At 40.0% G+C, this 15855-nt stretch carries 16 protein-coding genes and 1 riboswitch; of the genes, 11 read left to right on the top strand and 5 right to left on the bottom strand.

Annotation, left to right across the window (positions count from 1 at the left end; translation table 11 throughout):
- The 7 genes from DNK84_RS02060 to DNK84_RS02030 all read left to right on the top strand — a co-directional run.
- Positions 1-907: SidA/IucD/PvdA family monooxygenase (locus DNK84_RS02060; protein ID WP_162902151.1), on the top strand; the 907-nt coding region annotated here is incomplete at its 5' end.
- Between the two features lie 93 nt (positions 908-1000).
- Positions 1001-1182, top strand: a riboswitch (Lysine riboswitch).
- Positions 1178-2626 carry a lysine-sensitive aspartokinase 3 gene (lysC, locus tag DNK84_RS02055; protein ID WP_235826802.1) on the top strand — a complete coding sequence of 483 codons (1449 nt, stop codon included), beginning with the start codon at positions 1178-1180 and terminating at the stop codon, positions 2624-2626. It overlaps the preceding riboswitch by 5 nt.
- Positions 2623-3294, top strand: coding sequence for a 4-hydroxy-tetrahydrodipicolinate reductase (locus DNK84_RS02050; RefSeq protein WP_119342916.1), 672 nt, complete (start codon positions 2623-2625; stop codon positions 3292-3294). Before lysC ends, DNK84_RS02050 begins: the two co-directional genes overlap by 4 nt.
- Complete coding sequence (gene dapA, locus DNK84_RS02045) at positions 3288-4190, top strand: 4-hydroxy-tetrahydrodipicolinate synthase (protein WP_119342915.1); 903 nt, start codon at positions 3288-3290, stop codon at positions 4188-4190. The genes DNK84_RS02050 and dapA overlap by 7 nt, the downstream gene beginning before the upstream one ends.
- The gene (locus DNK84_RS02040) at positions 4187-4936 is read left to right on the top strand and encodes a 2,3,4,5-tetrahydropyridine-2,6-dicarboxylate N-succinyltransferase (RefSeq protein WP_119342914.1); all 750 of its coding nucleotides are present in this window, start codon (positions 4187-4189) and stop codon (positions 4934-4936) included. Before dapA ends, DNK84_RS02040 begins: the two co-directional genes overlap by 4 nt.
- Positions 4937-6142 (top strand): PLP-dependent decarboxylase, encoded by a 1206-nt coding sequence (locus DNK84_RS02035; protein WP_119342913.1) that lies wholly within the window; start codon positions 4937-4939, stop codon positions 6140-6142. It begins immediately after the preceding gene.
- The gene (locus DNK84_RS02030; RefSeq protein ID WP_235826801.1) at positions 6130-7230 is read left to right on the top strand and encodes a M14 family metallopeptidase; all 1101 of its coding nucleotides are present in this window, start codon (positions 6130-6132) and stop codon (positions 7228-7230) included. The genes DNK84_RS02035 and DNK84_RS02030 overlap by 13 nt, the downstream gene beginning before the upstream one ends.
- Before the next feature lie 46 nt (positions 7231-7276).
- Here DNK84_RS02030 and DNK84_RS02025 read toward each other — a convergent pair whose 3' ends face one another.
- The 3 genes from DNK84_RS02025 to efp form a co-directional block, all read right to left on the bottom strand.
- Positions 7277-9898: an Rne/Rng family ribonuclease gene (locus DNK84_RS02025; protein WP_119342912.1), complete on the bottom strand. Its 2622-nt coding sequence runs from the start codon at positions 9896-9898 to the stop codon at positions 7277-7279.
- A 755-nt stretch (positions 9899-10653) separates the two neighbouring features.
- Positions 10654-11199, bottom strand: a complete 546-nt coding sequence (gene orn, locus DNK84_RS02015) for an oligoribonuclease (RefSeq protein WP_119342910.1) — start codon at positions 11197-11199, stop codon at positions 10654-10656.
- A gap of 82 nt (positions 11200-11281) precedes the next feature.
- A complete protein-coding gene (gene efp / locus DNK84_RS02010; protein WP_119342909.1) occupies positions 11282-11851 on the bottom strand; it encodes an elongation factor P in 570 nt (189 codons plus the stop codon).
- A gap of 87 nt (positions 11852-11938) precedes the next feature.
- Between efp and epmB the strand changes: the two genes are divergently transcribed.
- Together epmB and DNK84_RS02000 are read left to right on the top strand one after the other, a co-directional pair.
- Positions 11939-12919 (top strand): EF-P beta-lysylation protein EpmB, encoded by a 981-nt coding sequence (epmB, locus tag DNK84_RS02005; RefSeq protein ID WP_162902150.1) that lies wholly within the window; start codon positions 11939-11941, stop codon positions 12917-12919.
- Positions 12920-12930: 11 nt separating this feature from the next.
- Positions 12931-13497: a chorismate mutase gene (locus DNK84_RS02000; RefSeq protein WP_119342907.1), complete on the top strand. Its 567-nt coding sequence runs from the start codon at positions 12931-12933 to the stop codon at positions 13495-13497.
- Here the strand turns inward: DNK84_RS02000 and waaF are convergent.
- Complete coding sequence (waaF, locus tag DNK84_RS01995; RefSeq protein WP_119342906.1) at positions 13454-14485, bottom strand: lipopolysaccharide heptosyltransferase II; 1032 nt, start codon at positions 14483-14485, stop codon at positions 13454-13456. The two genes, DNK84_RS02000 and waaF, sit on opposite strands and share 44 nt — an antisense overlap.
- Positions 14478-14675, bottom strand: a complete 198-nt coding sequence (locus tag DNK84_RS01990; protein WP_119342905.1) for a zinc-finger domain-containing protein — start codon at positions 14673-14675, stop codon at positions 14478-14480. Before DNK84_RS01990 ends, waaF begins: the two co-directional genes overlap by 8 nt.
- 262 nt (positions 14676-14937) lie before the next feature.
- Between DNK84_RS01990 and DNK84_RS01985 the strand changes: the two genes are divergently transcribed.
- Both DNK84_RS01985 and DNK84_RS14175 read left to right on the top strand, forming a co-directional pair.
- On the top strand, positions 14938-15234 hold the full coding sequence (locus DNK84_RS01985) for a hypothetical protein (RefSeq protein ID WP_119342904.1): 297 nt from the start codon (positions 14938-14940) through the stop codon (positions 15232-15234).
- A gap of 182 nt (positions 15235-15416) precedes the next feature.
- A complete protein-coding gene (locus DNK84_RS14175; RefSeq protein ID WP_162902112.1) occupies positions 15417-15569 on the top strand; it encodes a hypothetical protein in 153 nt (50 codons plus the stop codon).
- The last annotated feature ends 286 nt before the right edge of the window (positions 15570-15855 follow it).

Genomic DNA, 15855 nt, shown 5'->3' with positions numbered 1-15855 from the left:
GCCCTTTATGGAGCGGTTACGTAATACTAAGGTTAAATTATTCCTGGATTTTTTGCATGGCGTGTCTTCGTTTGACTATCAAAACAGGCCTAAATCATTTGTTATAGATACATTAGATCAGCATGGATTTTCAAAACTCCAATATGTTGCTGATGCTTTGCAGTGGGTGACAGATCATTTATGTCAAAAAGTTTTTTCTATCAAGACAAGTGTCAATGAACTATATGTTAATCAGGGCGCTTGGCATTTACAAACGGCTCAAGACACTTTTGCTGTTGAGAAAGTCATTTTAGCAACAGGTGCGACACCCAAATCATTGGATTTAGAGTATACCAATCCCAAGTGCATTCATCTTGAAGCTGCACTAAAGCCAGATCAATTGGCTAAGGTGATTCAAGAAGATGATACGGTTGCCGTGTTTGGTTCTTCTCATTCAGCAATGATTATCATCAAGAATTTATTAGATGCAGGTGCTAAAAAAGTCATGAACTTTTTTACCTCCCCTTTGCGCTATGCCGTTGATATGGGGGATTGGGTGTTATATGACAATACAGGGCTTAAAGGACAAACGGCACTTTGGGCAAGGCAAAATATTTCAAAATCCCTACACCCAAAAGTCGAAAGATATCTTTGTCATCCTGAGATTATTGATGCGCATTTTCCAAGTTGCAGTAAAGTGGTGTATGCTATCGGTTTTAAGCCGCGTGTACCAAAAATTCAATCGATTAATCCAGCAGGCTATGATAAGACTTCTGGCATTATTGCGCCTGGGCTTTTTGGCACAGGAATTGCCTTTCCTCGCCTGGTTACAGATCCTAATGGAAACCAGGAAATGAATATTGGCCTTTTTAAATTTATGACAGATATCCAAAAAGTTTTGCCAATTTGGATGCGTTATGGATTGTAGATGATAAGTGATCATATTACTTGGTTCCGTATCTTAAAAAAACCAGAACCTGTTTGACGTTTGCAAATTAATCACGTTATAGTAGTTATTGTAATTAAAAGAAGAGGTGCGCTAGCGTCGTTATTATTGGGAAAGGCATAACCCTTGTTGATCAATAAATAACAGCGTCAGCGCCGAAAGAAGTTTTAAGTTATGGGAAAGCTTCTTGGGGTTAATGTTCAAAGGCATTAACACTGTCACGTTGTTGAATCACAACGTGGGGCGCTTCTGATGTTGGTATCTTTTTTTATCAATCTCAAGCTTCCTGCGTTGCAAAAAGTGGGAGCTTATATGATGCATCCAGTTGTTGCAAAGTTTGGCGGTACAAGTGTTGCTAATGTGTCTGCTTTAGAGCACTGTGCTGATATTATCTTATCATCGCCTGATATTAAAGTCGTTGTGGTGAGTGCGCAATCAGGTGTTACAAACCTTTTAGTAAAATTGGCAAAAGCCTTAAAGCAACCCGTTGATATAAAGGCTTTAATTCAAGAGATTCAGTCAATTGTCATGCCGATTGCTGAGTATATTAATTTGCCAGCAGTTTATGACAAACTTCAAAAGCTTTTATCAGAGCTTATGACATTAGGCCAGATAAGCACACGGATGTATAACCAACAGATCGCCGATGAAATTCTCTCTTTTGGGGAGCGGATTTCAGCGATGCTGGTCAGTGAGTTTTTGGCCAGAAAACATATTCCAACTAAATACATTCCAGCAAAATGGTTTATGAAGACAGATAGTCACCATGGACAGGCGAAACCAGACACAAAAGCAATCTCTCAACAAGCCGCTCAGGCGATTTATCCTTATGTAAATGAATACGTCGTTGTTACAGAAGGCTTTATTGGTAGCGATGAGCAGGGTAATACGACAACTTTAGGCCGAGGTGGCAGTGATTTCTCTGGCGCTTTAATTTCAGAAGCCATTGGGGCAAAATCATTACAGATATGGACAGATGTAAATGGTATTTACCAGGTTGATCCACGCACTACTTCCAAAGCCTGTGTCATCGATTCATTGAGTTTTAATGAGGCAGCGGAATTAGCGACTTTTGGTGCAAAAGTGCTGCACCCTGCAACGTTATGGCCGGCAATACGCGCTAATATTCATGTATTTGTGGGATCAACATTTTCACCAAAACAAGGTGGTAGTTGGATTACACCAAAGCAAAAAGCGGTGCAAACGCCCGTTATTCGAGCAATTGCTGAGCGTAAAAATCAAACATTGCTGACGATTAAATCCTTTGATATGTTCCATGCCAAAGGTTTTTTGGCGCGTGTCTTTAGTGTTTTATCAAAGCATAATATTGGCGTTGATTTGGTCACGACAAGTGAGGTCAGTATTGCATTAACGCTTGATAATACAACAGGTTGCTCTACAGGCGATAGCTTGTTAACCCCAGCGCTTTTAGCCGAACTAAAAGCCTTAGGACAGGTGGATATTCAAATACAAAATGGCTTATCTTTGGTTGCAGTAATAGGCAACCAGCTTAATGAAACCAAAGGTATTAGTGGTGCTTTATTTGCGTGTTTGAAAAATTATAATATTCGCCTTTTTTGTCATGGCGCAAGTGGTCATAATATCTGTATGTTGGTTGATACGACAGTAGCAAAGCAAGTGATTGAAAAAATTTACCAAACATTTTTAATGACTAATAATATGCAGGAGGTAAGCGCATGAAGGTTGCGGTGATTGGTAAAGGAAAAACAGGCAGCGCTGTGATTGAGCTTTTAGGAAAAGATAGCGTTCAAGCAGTTTATGATTCAAAAAATAAGGTAACGGCAGAAAAACTTAAAATAGCTGATATTGCCATTGTTTTTGTTAATGCAACTGTATTTGCAAGCATTCTCCCTGAGCTTTTACAATCACAGATACCTGTTGTATGTGGTGTAACAGGGTTTCAGTGGACAGGTGCGCTAACAGCACAAATCCAGCAGAACAATGCCGCTTGGGTGGTGGCGAATAATTTTAGTTTATCAATGGTGGTAATTAAAGAAATACTGGCGATGTTAGGGCGCCTGCAGGGGTTAACCCAGCAAAGTCAATTTTCTTTAAGTGAGACGCATCATGTTAATAAAGTTGATGCACCCAGTGGTACTGCTTTATCCTGGCAAGACTGGTTAGGTGTTGAAAACTGCCCGATTGAATCGATTCGTAAAGAAGATGTTAAGGGTACGCATCAGCTGGTTATTCACAATCCGTTTGAAACGATCGAGCTGACACATACTGCCCATGATCGCAAACTTTTTGCACAAGGTGCAATATGGGCAGCAAGGTATCTTCTTGAACATCCAGAATTAAAAGGTTTTTATCAATTTAACGAACTTGTAAGGAGTGTATCATGGTAACAAACACACAAGTATGGACGGCTATTGTCACACCAATGCAGGCTGATGGTGCGGTTGATTATCAAAGCTTGCAAAACCTATTAAAGGCTCAGGCAGATGCCGGCTGTGGGGTAGTACTTTTAGGTAGTACAGGAGAGGGAATCGCTTTAGATCAATCAGAACAAAGGGAATTGGTCAGGTTTGTAATTAAGCTGGATTTCAATTTTCCTTTGTTGGTGGGTGTCGGTGGATTTCGTTTAGCCGAGCAGCTACAATGGCTGGAGTACTGTAATCAATTTTCAAGGATTGATGGTTATTTAATGGTAACACCGCTTTATGCTAAACCTGGTGCGAAAGGCCAGAGTGCATGGTTTAAAGCATTGCTTGATAAAGCGAATAAGCCTTGCATGTTATACAATGTACCCTCGCGTACGGGTGTGAATTTGCATTATGATGTGATTAAAAATTTATCATCGCATCCTAACTTATGGGCATTAAAAGAAGCCTCGGGAGATATTGAGCGCTTTAAACAGTATCAAAAAACCATGCCAAATTTGGCAATCTTCAGCGGCGAGGATGGTTTAATGCCACAATTAGGTCGCCTTGGTGCGCGCGGTCTTGTATCTGTTGTTGCCAATATATGGCCGTCTGAGGCATTGCTTTATGTGCAAAAAAGCCTTGATGGCGATATTGATACACACACAAACAATACATGGCAGCTGGCAACCTCAGCATGTTTTTGTGCATCAAATCCAATTCCTGCAAAAGTATGGTTGCACCATAAAGGTGTCATTGCCAGCAATACTTTAAGACTACCGTTAGATGCCAGTGATTTACGTGATATTACCTTATTACAACAGGCAGATAATGAAGTTCAACAATGGTTTCACATGAATAAAGAAGGAGTAAGCGCGTGAGTTGGCAAAATGTATTAGAAGCCTTACAAGAAGGTCATATTCGCTCAGCCCAGCAAGATTCAAACGGCCAATGGCAAGCCAATAAAGAAGTTAAGCAAGCAATCCTTGCCGCATTTAAATCTGGGCAAAATACCACATACAATGGTGCTTATACGGGGTTTGTTGATAAACATAATCTTGCACCAAGAGCCTTTGATGTGGGTGATGGTGTGCGTATGGTCCCAGGTGGCTCAGCTGTGCGTACAGGTGCTTATGTTGCACCTTCTGTTATTATTATGCCACCGGCTTATATTAATACTGGCGCTTATGTTGATGAAGGCACTATGGTTGACAGCCATGTTCTGGTTGGATCATGCGCACAAATTGGTAAAAATGTTCACTTATCTGCGGGTGTGCAAATAGGTGGTGTGCTGGAACCTATTGGCATGAATCCTGTTGTAATTGAAGACAATGTTTTTGTCGGTGCTGATGCGGTTATTGTTGAGGGTATTGTTATTGGCAAACGAAGTGTTATTGCACCTTCTGTTGTGTTATCTCAAGGAGTGCAGGTATATGATTGTGTACATGAACGTGTTTTGGGTAAAGGTGAAAAGATTCCTGAGGGTGCTGTTGTGATTCCTGGCTCAAGGCCATTAAACCAACCGTGGGCACAAAAGCAGGGTTTACATGCCGCGTGCCCTGTTATTGTGAAATACCGTGACGATAAGAGTGAAAAATCTTTAACCCTGGAAGAGGCATTGCGTTAGATGTTATCGACTCACCAAGACCGTTTGCAAAAGTTAACACAGAAGCTTTCAGGATCATTTTTTTATTATGATATTGATGCCTTACAGGCGCATATCAATCAATTGCAACATTTGCCAGTTACACTTTGGTATGCACTTAAAGCTAATCCTTTATCAAGCATTATCCAAGCGCTACATAAAACTAAAATGCGCTTTGATGTTGCCAGTATTGGTGAGCTTGAACAGGTATTAAAACAAGGGGTTTCGCCGCATGATATACTGCATACAGGCCCTGCAAAGTCCTTTGCACAATTACAGTACTTTGTTGAAAAAGGGGTGCGAATTTTTGTTATCGAAAGCATTCAACAATTTCATGATATTGTAAAGGTTGCGGCAGAAAAAAGGGTACCTGTTCAGGTTTTACTGCGTGTTCAACTGGCCTGGCCTGAGGCACAAAAAAATGTTTTGGGTGGGCATGGTATTACCCCATTTGGGCTCATGTCTAATGACTGGGTTAAAGGCTTAGCTAAAGTGAATTTACAAAAAATTCCTTTTGTTGATGTAATCGGGCTTCATTGCTTTCAGTGGGGGAATATATTATCAGCAGATAAGCTTTATCATATTTGGCATACAAGTACGACAGCGCTGATTGATCTGGCAAGCAAACTTGATTTGCATTTGCGGGTGATTGATCTAGGTGGTGGTCTGGGTATAAGCTATCAACAAACGCATTTAAAGCTTACGGTTAATGCCGTGCAGGTTTTACTCAATACATTAAAGACCGAATTTCCAAATATTGATTATTGGCTGGAGCTTGGTCGTTTTGCCGTGGGTGAATTTGGCTGTTATGTAACAAAAGTCATTGATCGTAAGGTTGTTGCCGATAAGCATGTACTTGTCTTAGAAGGTGGCTCTCAGCACCTTTTACGCCCAGCATTAACAGGTCAGCCTTTTCCTTGTGCACTTTTACGTAAAAGTGATAGCTTAATGGCAGAATTTCAGCTGCATGGGCCTTTGTGTACTGGCCTTGATCAGCTAGGAAGTTGTCGTTTGCCTGATGATATTCAAAAAGGTGATTATCTTGTCTTTGGGCAAACCGGTGCTTATGGTTTTACCGAAAGCATGCCATTTTTTCTTTGTCACACGCTGCCAGCTGAGGTTGTATGTGCTGATGGCCATGTATCGATTATAAGAGAAAATAAAGGAGCAGATAGTTGGTTAGTATAGTATATCCCCATTACATTTCTGAAGAGAACATGGCTGTTGGGCAAGATGCCAGTGGCAAAGATTTAACGGTTAAAATCATTTATATTAAAGGGAAAGGTCAAACTGCACCAAGTGTCTATATGCAAGCAAGCATGCATGCCGCTGAGATTCAGGGAAATGCAGTGATTTTTGAGCTTCTGGCACATTTTTGTCAGAAGCAGCCCTTGGGTGATATCACCATCATACCGCAATGTAATCCGATTGGTTTGATGCATCGGGCAGGTGCTGGACACCAAGGGCGATTTGATGCGATGAACGGCGATAACTGGAACCGCTATTATTTATGTCCTGAAATTGATTATGATGCATTTGCACAATCACATATAACAAGTGATACTGCTGCCTATAAAAGGGAGTTTAAAACGCTTTTAGCTGCTGAAATTGATAAGGCTTTATCTGACAATCTGTCATTAACCAGAGCAAAGCGCCTGGCCTATTCAGTGCAAAGGCATGCTGTTAAAGCTGATATTGTACTTGATTTGCACACCGATACCAATGCTATTGATTATTTATATAGCCCGCTTTATGCCCAAGAGGCATCAGGGCAGTTTGGCTTTGCGCATGTATTATTAATTGGTAATAACTTTGGTGGGGCGATGGATGAAGCTATTTTCTGCCCATGGTGGCGTTTGCAGCAAGCCTTTTTGCGCCAAAATCGTAAAGAAGATGTATTGATTGACAGTTTTACCCTTGAACTTGGCCCTGAAGAGGTTATTGATCAAAAGCGTGCCCAAAGACAAGCCGATGGCATTGTAAATTATCTGGCATATAAAAATGTGTTACCAGCCAGCCCTAAGGGAATTAAAACTGTGCAGTACCACACGCGTGAAAGCTTTAAGGCGATATATGCACCAAGAGGTGGTTTATATGAGTGGTTTATATCACCAGGACAAAAAGTTCAAAAGGACCAAGTTATCGGGCGATGTTTACAAATGGCAAATAACCAGTCATTTGATATAACTTTGCCGTATAACGGCCTTGTTGTCAGCATTAATGGTAAAGGTGCGCTTCCACAAAGCGCACATATATTAAATCTTTTTACCGTTTGATCTTATAATAGGGGGCAAGGTTAAGCTTATGCCCCTTATAGCAGCTTTACTCCTCAGACTTAGCATAATCTTGTGGAACAAACCCTTGATCACTGGCACCTATTGCCGGTGAGTAGACGACAAAGGCTGGTTTTTTATTTGCCTTTTTTGTGCGCGGCTTTTTGTTTTGCGATGCATCAGCAGAGTCAATTTCGCCTTCGCCGGCTTTTGCTTTTTTAGTTTGCGCTCGGCTTTGTGCTTTTTTCTGTGGTTGTTCATCAGTTTTTGGCTTTGCCGGTTGTTGCGGCGTTGTTTCACCAACAATGATATCAACAGTTGCTTCTGGTTGGGTATCCTGATTTTCAATCACGCTTTCTTCTTTGCCGGCGGCAGCTTCTTCTGCCATGCTCTTTTTAGTAGCTTCAACGGCTTTTTTCTTAGGCTTTTCATTATCAGCTTTCGTAAAATCAAGCGTGACAACCTCAAAGTTTAAATATTTTGTTTTGCGCGTATTGCTGACCTGAGTTTCAACCTGCTGAGAAACTGTATCACTTAATGCTGTAGTCTCTGCAAGCACTTCTTTCACCATGATTGAAATTTTTTCTTCCGGTGTGGTTGAAATTGTTTTCATCATCGCTCTTTCTTTTGCCGCTTTTATGGCTAAAGGAGACTCTTTTTTCATGCTGGCGATATCAACAACTTCTTCGCTTTGGTGCACTTGCATGCGATTACTGCTTTGGCGAGAACGATTGTTATTTTTGCCTTCATTGCCATTATTGCGATGATCTACACGCTGTTGGCCTTGTCTGCCACCTTGTGACTGGCGGTTATCTGACTTTCTGTCTCTATATTGATTATTATCAGCCCGTGCAGGTTTTTGCTGTCTTTGTTGTGAGTTGCCTTGCCTTTGTTGTGTTTTTTGTTGTGGCTTTGTGTGCGTGCCGCTTGCTTTTTCCTGTTGTGCTGGTGCTTTTGGCTCGCTGCTGGTTTCTTCTTTAAAGAAGAAATCACGTAATTTTGCCCAAAAACCTTTTTTAGGCGTTGATTGCTGTGCTATTTTTTCAGCCGGTTTTTGCACCTGTTCAGTACGCTGAACGTTTGTTTTTGCTTGTGCGGATTTAAGTGCAGGCTGTTTTGATTTATCTTGTTTTGGCGTTTTATGCAGAGCAACATCCTTTTCTTTTTCCACAAGGTCAAAACTTGGTCTGTTTGCATTATACACATCACCCCAGATTCTTTGAATATTATAATGAGGTGATTGTAAGTTCGCATTAGGAATCAATAGCACTTTAACATTTAAGCTTGACTCAATTTGATAGATTTCTTCACGCTTTTCGTTAAGCAGAAAAGTGGCAACATCTACTGGCAATTGAACGCGAATTTCATTGGTTTTATCGCGTAATGCCTCAGCACGAACATTGCGAAGAATGGATAAGGAAATGGATGGCACAGAGCGGATAAATCCATGTCCTTGACAACGTGGGCATGCATGCATGACAGATTCACCCAATGAGGCCTGTAAGCGTTGACGTGAAATTTCAACCAGACCAAATTTGGAAATGCGCGTCATCTGTATACGTGCACGATCTGACATAAGCATGTCAACAAGTTTTTGTTCAACTGTTTTTTGATTTGGAAAGAATGACATATCAATAAAATCAACAACGATTAAGCCACCTAAATCGCGTAATCTAAGCTGTCTTGCAATCTCTTCAGCAGCTTCTAAGTTGGTAGCAAGTGCTGTCTCTTCAATGTTATCACCTTTAGTTGCACGCGCAGAGTTAATATCGATTGCAGTTAATGCTTCTGTGGTGTCAATAACAATAGAGCCACCAGATGGTAAGGTTACTTCCCTTTTAAATGCACTTTCAATCTGTTTTTCAATTTGGTGGGCATTAAATAATGGCATTTCTTTTTTGTATAGCTGTAAGCGCTCAACAAAATGTGGGCGTAGCATGCTAAGTTGTCTTTTTAAATCTTCATAAGCGTTTTGCTCATCAATGATGATTTCTTCAACGTCTTCTTTTAGGTGATCTCGAATAGCACGGATAGTGATATCACTTTCTTTATGAATTAAAAAAGGCGCTTTACGTTGGTAAGAAACCCGCTTAATGGCATCCCATAAATTAACTAAAGTATCTAAATCAGCCTGGATTTCATCTGCAGAGCGATCCACACCTGCAGTTCGGATAATAACCCCCATGTCTTTTGGAATGGTAAGCGAATCAAAAAGTGCTTTAAGCTTGCGTCGTTCATCACCTTCAATACGGCGTGAAATACCACCGGCACTTGGATTATTTGGCATTAATACCATATAACAGCCTGCCAATGTGATAAAAGTCGTTAGTGCAGCACCTTTAGAGCCTCGCTCTTCTTTTGCAATTTGCACGATAAGCTCTTGGCCAACGTCTAATAGTTCATTTAAAGGGGTGTTCTGGTCTTCTGGCGCTTTTTTAAAGCATTCAGGCGCAATTTCCTTATAAGGTAAAAAACCATTTTTATCTTCACCATAGTTAACAAAGACTGCATTTAAACTCGGTTCTATGCGTGATATTCTTGCTTTATAGATATTGGACTTTTTTTGTTCACGATCAACATTTTCAATGTCTAAGTCCATAAGCTGGTTGTTTTCAACAATCGCAATACGCGTTTCTTCAGATTGGCGCGCATTGATCAGCATTTTTTTCATTATTATATCCTCTTAAAATTGTTAGATTCCCTCTATAGGGCCTATTGCCCTGGGATGAAACAAGTAACTGCGAGGATTTGAGTAGGGTAATAAATAGCATTTCAGCAGGCAAAAGCCGCCTGGTATTTATAAAAATACGGGTTAAATATAGACAAGTTGTCATTGTTATTATTATTGTTATTAACATTGTTTTAAATTTTGTCAAATTTTTATCAAAAATATACTATCTCTCAAATCAACGCAGCTCACTCGTGGTGACACGATTAAAAGTATTTGCCAATGTTATTTTTACTTTTTATTGGCTTATGTGACCTGTAACTTACAAGCCCTATATAAATACTTTCTTTATTGCATGCATTTCATGGTGGTTTCTCTTATCAACCATCATGGTAATACGGTTTCTTTTTTAACGTATTTAAGCTTATCTTCTTCTCTACGTTAGTTTCTTTAATCTGTATGACTACATGGGTCATTTATCGTATACATTTAATCACAAACTACTTTGAGATGAAATGCCACGAATCATTTGCAGTATTATACAAACGATGCTTAGCGGTGTTTATACCATTAGCATTTTTGCAAATCAGACTTTGCAGGTTCATGCACTTTAACAGCGATATTATATTAAATCAATAATGTCATCATGTATCTGTTAAAACACACCCGGGTATTCTAGCAAAAATCCATGGGAAAAGGAAGATTGTTTTTTAACCCTGGTGGGTTCTGGTTTGAGGGGGAAGGTAAGCGATATATGCTTATATTGGCAGCTTCAAGAAATTATCTTTATAGTATTTCATTTCTTCAATAGACTCTTTAATGTCATCTAATGCCAAGTGCGCATTTTTCTTTTCAAAGCCATTTACAAGCTCTGGTGACCAAAGATTTGCTGCAATTTTAAAAGCGCTGACATCTAATAGCCGATAGTGAAAGTAGTTTTCTAAAGTAGGCATATATCTGGCAAGAAAACGTCTGTCTTGCCAGATGGAGTTGCCGCACAGCGGTGATGCTTTTTCAGCAACGTGTGGCTTTATGAAATCTAAAATCATTTGTTCGGCCTTTTTAAGGCTGATATTGCTTTCTTTAACACGTTGTGTCAGTCCTGATGCGCCATGTGTTGTTTTGCACCATTGGTTCATGCTATCCATGATTTCATCTGGCTGGTGAATAGCAATTGCCTGGGATTCAGCGATGACATTAAGTTCACTGTCAGTAATAATCGCAGCAATTTCAATGATATGACAGTGATCAAGTTCAAGCCCAGTCATTTCCAAATCAAGCCAGACCAAATTCTGTTGAGACATAGTAAATCCTTTTAAGTTTGATGGTTTATATTATGCATATCACCTATAAGCTATTTGAATGGGTGATAGCAACATAAGGTTTTTAGTCTTTCACGCGAGAAACATACTCGCCAGTACGCGTATCTACTTTAATAACCTCACCGATTTGCAGGAATAACGGAACACGCACTACTGCACCGGTTTCAAGTGTGGCAGGTTTTCCGCCGGTACCAGCGGTATCACCCTTTAAGCCTGGATCTGTTTCTGTGATTTTTAACTGCACAAAATTAGGTGGTGTGATGCTAATCGGTTCGTTGTTAAATAAAGTAATTGTGCAAGGATCTTGTTCTTTAACCCATTTTTTAGCATCACCTAATGCCGTTTCACTAACGCTGTACTGCTCAAATGTGTCATCATTCATAAATACGTGGAATTCACCGTCAAAATAAGAATAGCTGGCTTCTACTTCCATGACATCAGCAGCTTCAACGCTCTCACCTGATTTAAATGTTTTTTCAATGACACGACCATTGATCAGGTTGCGTAATTTAACACGGTTAAAAGCCTGGCCTTTTCCTGGTTTAACGATCTCATTGTCAACGATTGCCATCGGTGTGCCATCAAGTAAAATTTTAAGGCCGTTTTTAAATTCGTTTGTACTAAAACTTGCCATCTTATTCCTCTCTAGTATATTTAGCGATAAATTTTTATGTAAAACGCGATTATGATACATCAAAACAGATTACTAAAACAGGGCACAATGCAGCCAAGTTGGAAAAAAGCATTACAGTCAGCCTTTACAAACTGGCAGGAGCTGGCTGCTTATTTGGATTTGCCAGAAGATGCATTACCTGTAATTAGCCCAAAACGTTTTGCAATGCGCGTACCGATAAGTTTTGTCAATAGAATGAAAAAAGGCGATGTTAATGACCCTTTGCTTCGTCAAATCTTGCCTGTTAGTCAAGAGAATTTTATACAGCAGGGTTTTGTCAGTGACCCTTTGTCAGAGAGTGCGTTTATCGAGGTGCCTGGCTTGTTACACAAATATCAAAATCGCGTATTGTTAATTACACATCCTGCCTGTGCAGTGCACTGCCGTTATTGTTTCCGCCGCGAGTTTGACTATACAGCGAATACTCAGGGCAAAAAAGACTGGCAGCGTGCTTTTGAATATATCAGATCCCATCCAGAAGTTGATGAAGTTATTTTAAGCGGTGGAGATCCACTGATGCATAATGATTCAACTTTAGCATATTTTATTGATGCACTTGATCAGATAGCGCATGTGAAGCGTTTAAGAATCCACAGTCGAATCCCTGTTGTCTTACCTGAACGCATTAACCAGTCGTTATTAAACGTTTTTGAGAATACAAGACTGCAAAAGGTGATGGTTATTCATATGAACCATCCCAATGAAATGGCAGAAGACGTTGCCTGGGGGTTATCTCAACTTAGAAATAACCATTTTACACTCTTAAACCAATCAACTTTATTAAAGGGTGTGAATGACGATGTGGCGATATTAAAAAAATTATCAGAAAGCTTGTTTCTGCATGGGGTTTTGCCGTATTATCTTCATGTATTGGATAAAGTACAAGGTGCAGCACATTTTGAAGTGCCAGATGATAAGGCAATTGTACTACATCAGGCATTAAAATCAGCTACATCAGGCTATCTTGTGCCAAAACTTGTTCGTGAAATTGCGAATGAAAAAGCCAAAACATGGCTTTATGCTGAGTAAAAGAGGGTAAGATGAGAATAATTAAAAAGGTATTAATGATGGCTGTATTTTTAGCAGGCAGTGCATATGCGTCTAATTGTCAAACAGATACACTGAAAACCGTATTTAAATTTGTTGCTGATCGTGCACAATTAATGAAGTTTGTTGCTGCGGATAAGTATGAGCAAAAGAAACCTGCCTATGCCGCAGCGCAAGAGATTAAAGTGTTAAACCGAGTCGAGCAAATCGCAAAAGATCAGGGATTACCTGTTTATCCATTATTGATATTTGCGCAAGTACAGATGGATTTGTCAAAATATATTGAAGAGTATTGGCTGGATCAATGGCGCAAAGATCCAGCATCTTATCAGCCTGACAAAATGAGTTTAGCGCAGTTACGTAATGAGATTGGCCAGATTGATGCAAAGCTGTACCCTGCGATTAAAGACGCATTGGAATCCTTAAAACGCTGTTCACTGTCAACGAGCTCAAAACTGTTTTTGGAAGCGATGAAACCTGTTAAAGGCGTGCCTCAAGAACCTGATTATACGCAGATTATGCTTCAGGCCTTGATTGGCGTTGCACAAAATGCGCAATAACGGTTTCAGGTGTTAATTTATTCATACAGTCCATATGGCCTAGTGGGCATTGACGTTTAAAGCAAGGTCTGCAGTTTAATCCATCAAGGTATAAACTACTTGCTTTGTTGCTCAACGGTGGGGTGAATTGATCTGAAGTTGAGCCATAGATAACAACCGTGGGAATATCAAGCGCGCAGGCAATGTGCATTAATCCTGAGTCATTGCTGATCACATGAATACAACAGGATAATAAATAAACTGCCTCTGGTAGTGTCGTTTTTCCTGCCATGTCGTATAGGTTTTGATGTTCTTGGCAGATCTGTGTAATTTCTTTTGTCGTTTCCTGGTCTTTAGCGCCACCCATTAAAAGCACCTGGTATCCTTGCATAAGTAAGAACTTTGCAACCTGTGCATAGTATTTTGTTGGCCATTTCTTTGCCGGGCCAAATTCAGCCCCCGGGCAAAGTGCAACAAAGGGTGAGTAAGTTTGTAATTGGAATTTATCTAGCGTGCGTTTTTGTTGTGCTTGATCAACAATAAAATGTGGAAATGGGAGCTGATAAGGCAGGTTTTGGTTTTTGTTGATCGCCAGTGCGTTAAAGCGTTGGATCATCAGTGGGTATTGCTGTTTATCAAGCTTTCTTCTGTCATTAAGCAATACAAAACGCGCCTCACCATGCCAGCCTGTACGCTTTTTTATTTTGGCAAAAAAGGGGATAAGTGCTGACTTCCAAGAATTAGGCAGCACAATTGCATGTGTGTAGCCTTGTTTGCGAAAGGTTTTCGCTTTTTTAAATCGTGCAGTAAGGCCAAACTCTCCGTGTTTGAAATCAAGGGCCAAAGCCTTGTTTATCTCTGGCATAAATTGCACCAGATCACAGCAATGCTTTGGCGCGGCAATGTCAATAACACAATCAGGATAAAGGTTTTTTAAATAACGATAAAGTGATTGTGACATCACCATATCACCCACCCAGTTGGGGGCGATAATCAGGTATTTACGCATCACTATCAGTAGGTGCTAAGCCTTCAATAACAAAACGAGTGCTGCAATAAGGGCAAATGCCTTCATTTTTATCTTCAAGATTAATATAAACACGCGGATGTTTATTCCAGGAGGCATGCTCAGGTAAAGGGCAGCAAATTCGCTGACCTTTTTTGACGGTGATTGTTTGAATATTTTTTTGTGTTGCCATGGTTAACTTATCTTTGTTAAGTTTTTAGCATTATTTTAACACAAAGTTTGTTTCGGCAGATAGGTGTTAAGCATTTTGTTTTACAATAGATCGTTTGGCAAGTAAAGTGCTATCGACTAAATCCCTGTTTTATTTTTTGTCACTTACACAAAAAATAATTAAATCTGGACACACCGTCCATCGATATTTTTATATAATATGATTGTTAACTGATATTGATCAGTTTTTATTTAATCAATTTAACAACACTGGAGGTAAGAAAATGTTTAGACCTTATAGGGGTACAATATCAGGTGATGAAGCCTATGGTTATTTAGATCCTGAATTAGACGAAGCTATAGAAGCTCATAACTCACTTCAGAATGCACCACTTCAAAGCCCAAGGTCGCTTCCTGCAGGGGGCGTGCCTTCTTTTTCTTTAGGCGGCGGTGAGCCTCAACAAAGTTTTGTCTATAGGGTTGCTAATGGAAACATACAACGGAATGCCTCAATGATATTTTTAGAGGAAATGCTAAATGCTGATGTTGGTGAGGATTATGATTCAGATGGTAGTTTCTGATAATAGTCTCTAAAGATAGCATTATAAATTGTTCTGGTATGTATGACAGATTTCAATGCAATCCTATGTATTAGCCAAGATGACTTGCGAAATTTGTTCAACACAATTTGGTGCTAAAATATAGACACTTGCTGCCAGCTGGGTTACATTTCAATTTTATTGAAAATTGAAGGTGATTGATTATGAGTGCGCCAAGCAAAGCTAAGGCAATCAAGCTGGACAATCCAGCCCAGAAAAAGGCTAGCCACCAGTCTGGAACCGAACTACACATAATGCAAGGTAACGAACATTATGAAGCTGTAGTAAGGGCGGTCTATCAGCCACAACGCGAGTGAAGGTATTGAGCCCCGTAATATACCATCGTCGCACCTGATCAAGGTTTTCATATGCCTGAAATCAGCACTACGCAATACGTAAAGGCGAGTATGCGTGGAGGTGTCGGGGTCTGAGTCCGTAGCGGGTAGATGAACTGATTGCTTTGGAACTTGGGAGAACCTTGCTATTTCTGAATGCTTATCTTGGAGCCTAAAAAGCTAGAGATAAGCTTAGCAAGGTAGTCGGACTAGCTCATAGTAGAGGTGTAAATAGGGTAATGCCTAATGGCACTAAGTTAAGCCGCAT

Source organism: Facilibium subflavum (genome assembly GCF_003574485.1).
In the GTDB taxonomy this organism is placed as follows: Bacteria; Pseudomonadota; Gammaproteobacteria; order Francisellales; family Francisellaceae; genus Facilibium; species Facilibium subflavum.
The sequence above is the reverse complement of the archived record's forward strand: the minus strand, read 5'-3'. Positions and strand labels throughout refer to the sequence as shown.

Coding starts and splice junctions, on each gene's coding strand:
- lysC (WP_235826802.1), top strand. CDS start 1,178: ATGTTGGTATCTTTTTTTATCAATCTCAAGCTTCCTGCGTTGCAAAAA.
- DNK84_RS02050 (WP_119342916.1), top strand. CDS start 2,623: ATGAAGGTTGCGGTGATTGGTAAAGGAAAAACAGGCAGCGCTGTGATT.
- dapA (WP_119342915.1), top strand. CDS start 3,288: ATGGTAACAAACACACAAGTATGGACGGCTATTGTCACACCAATGCAG.
- DNK84_RS02035 (WP_119342913.1), top strand. CDS start 4,937: ATGTTATCGACTCACCAAGACCGTTTGCAAAAGTTAACACAGAAGCTT.
- DNK84_RS02025 (WP_119342912.1), bottom strand. CDS start 9,898: ATGAAAAAAATGCTGATCAATGCGCGCCAATCTGAAGAAACGCGTATT.
- orn (WP_119342910.1), bottom strand. CDS start 11,199: ATGTCTCAACAGAATTTGGTCTGGCTTGATTTGGAAATGACTGGGCTT.
- efp (WP_119342909.1), bottom strand. CDS start 11,851: ATGGCAAGTTTTAGTACAAACGAATTTAAAAACGGCCTTAAAATTTTA.
- epmB (WP_162902150.1), top strand. CDS start 11,939: ATGCAGCCAAGTTGGAAAAAAGCATTACAGTCAGCCTTTACAAACTGG.
- DNK84_RS02000 (WP_119342907.1), top strand. CDS start 12,931: ATGAGAATAATTAAAAAGGTATTAATGATGGCTGTATTTTTAGCAGGC.
- waaF (WP_119342906.1), bottom strand. CDS start 14,485: ATGCGTAAATACCTGATTATCGCCCCCAACTGGGTGGGTGATATGGTG.
- DNK84_RS01990 (WP_119342905.1), bottom strand. CDS start 14,675: ATGGCAACACAAAAAAATATTCAAACAATCACCGTCAAAAAAGGTCAG.
- DNK84_RS01985 (WP_119342904.1), top strand. CDS start 14,938: ATGTTTAGACCTTATAGGGGTACAATATCAGGTGATGAAGCCTATGGT.
- DNK84_RS14175 (WP_162902112.1), top strand. CDS start 15,417: ATGAGTGCGCCAAGCAAAGCTAAGGCAATCAAGCTGGACAATCCAGCC.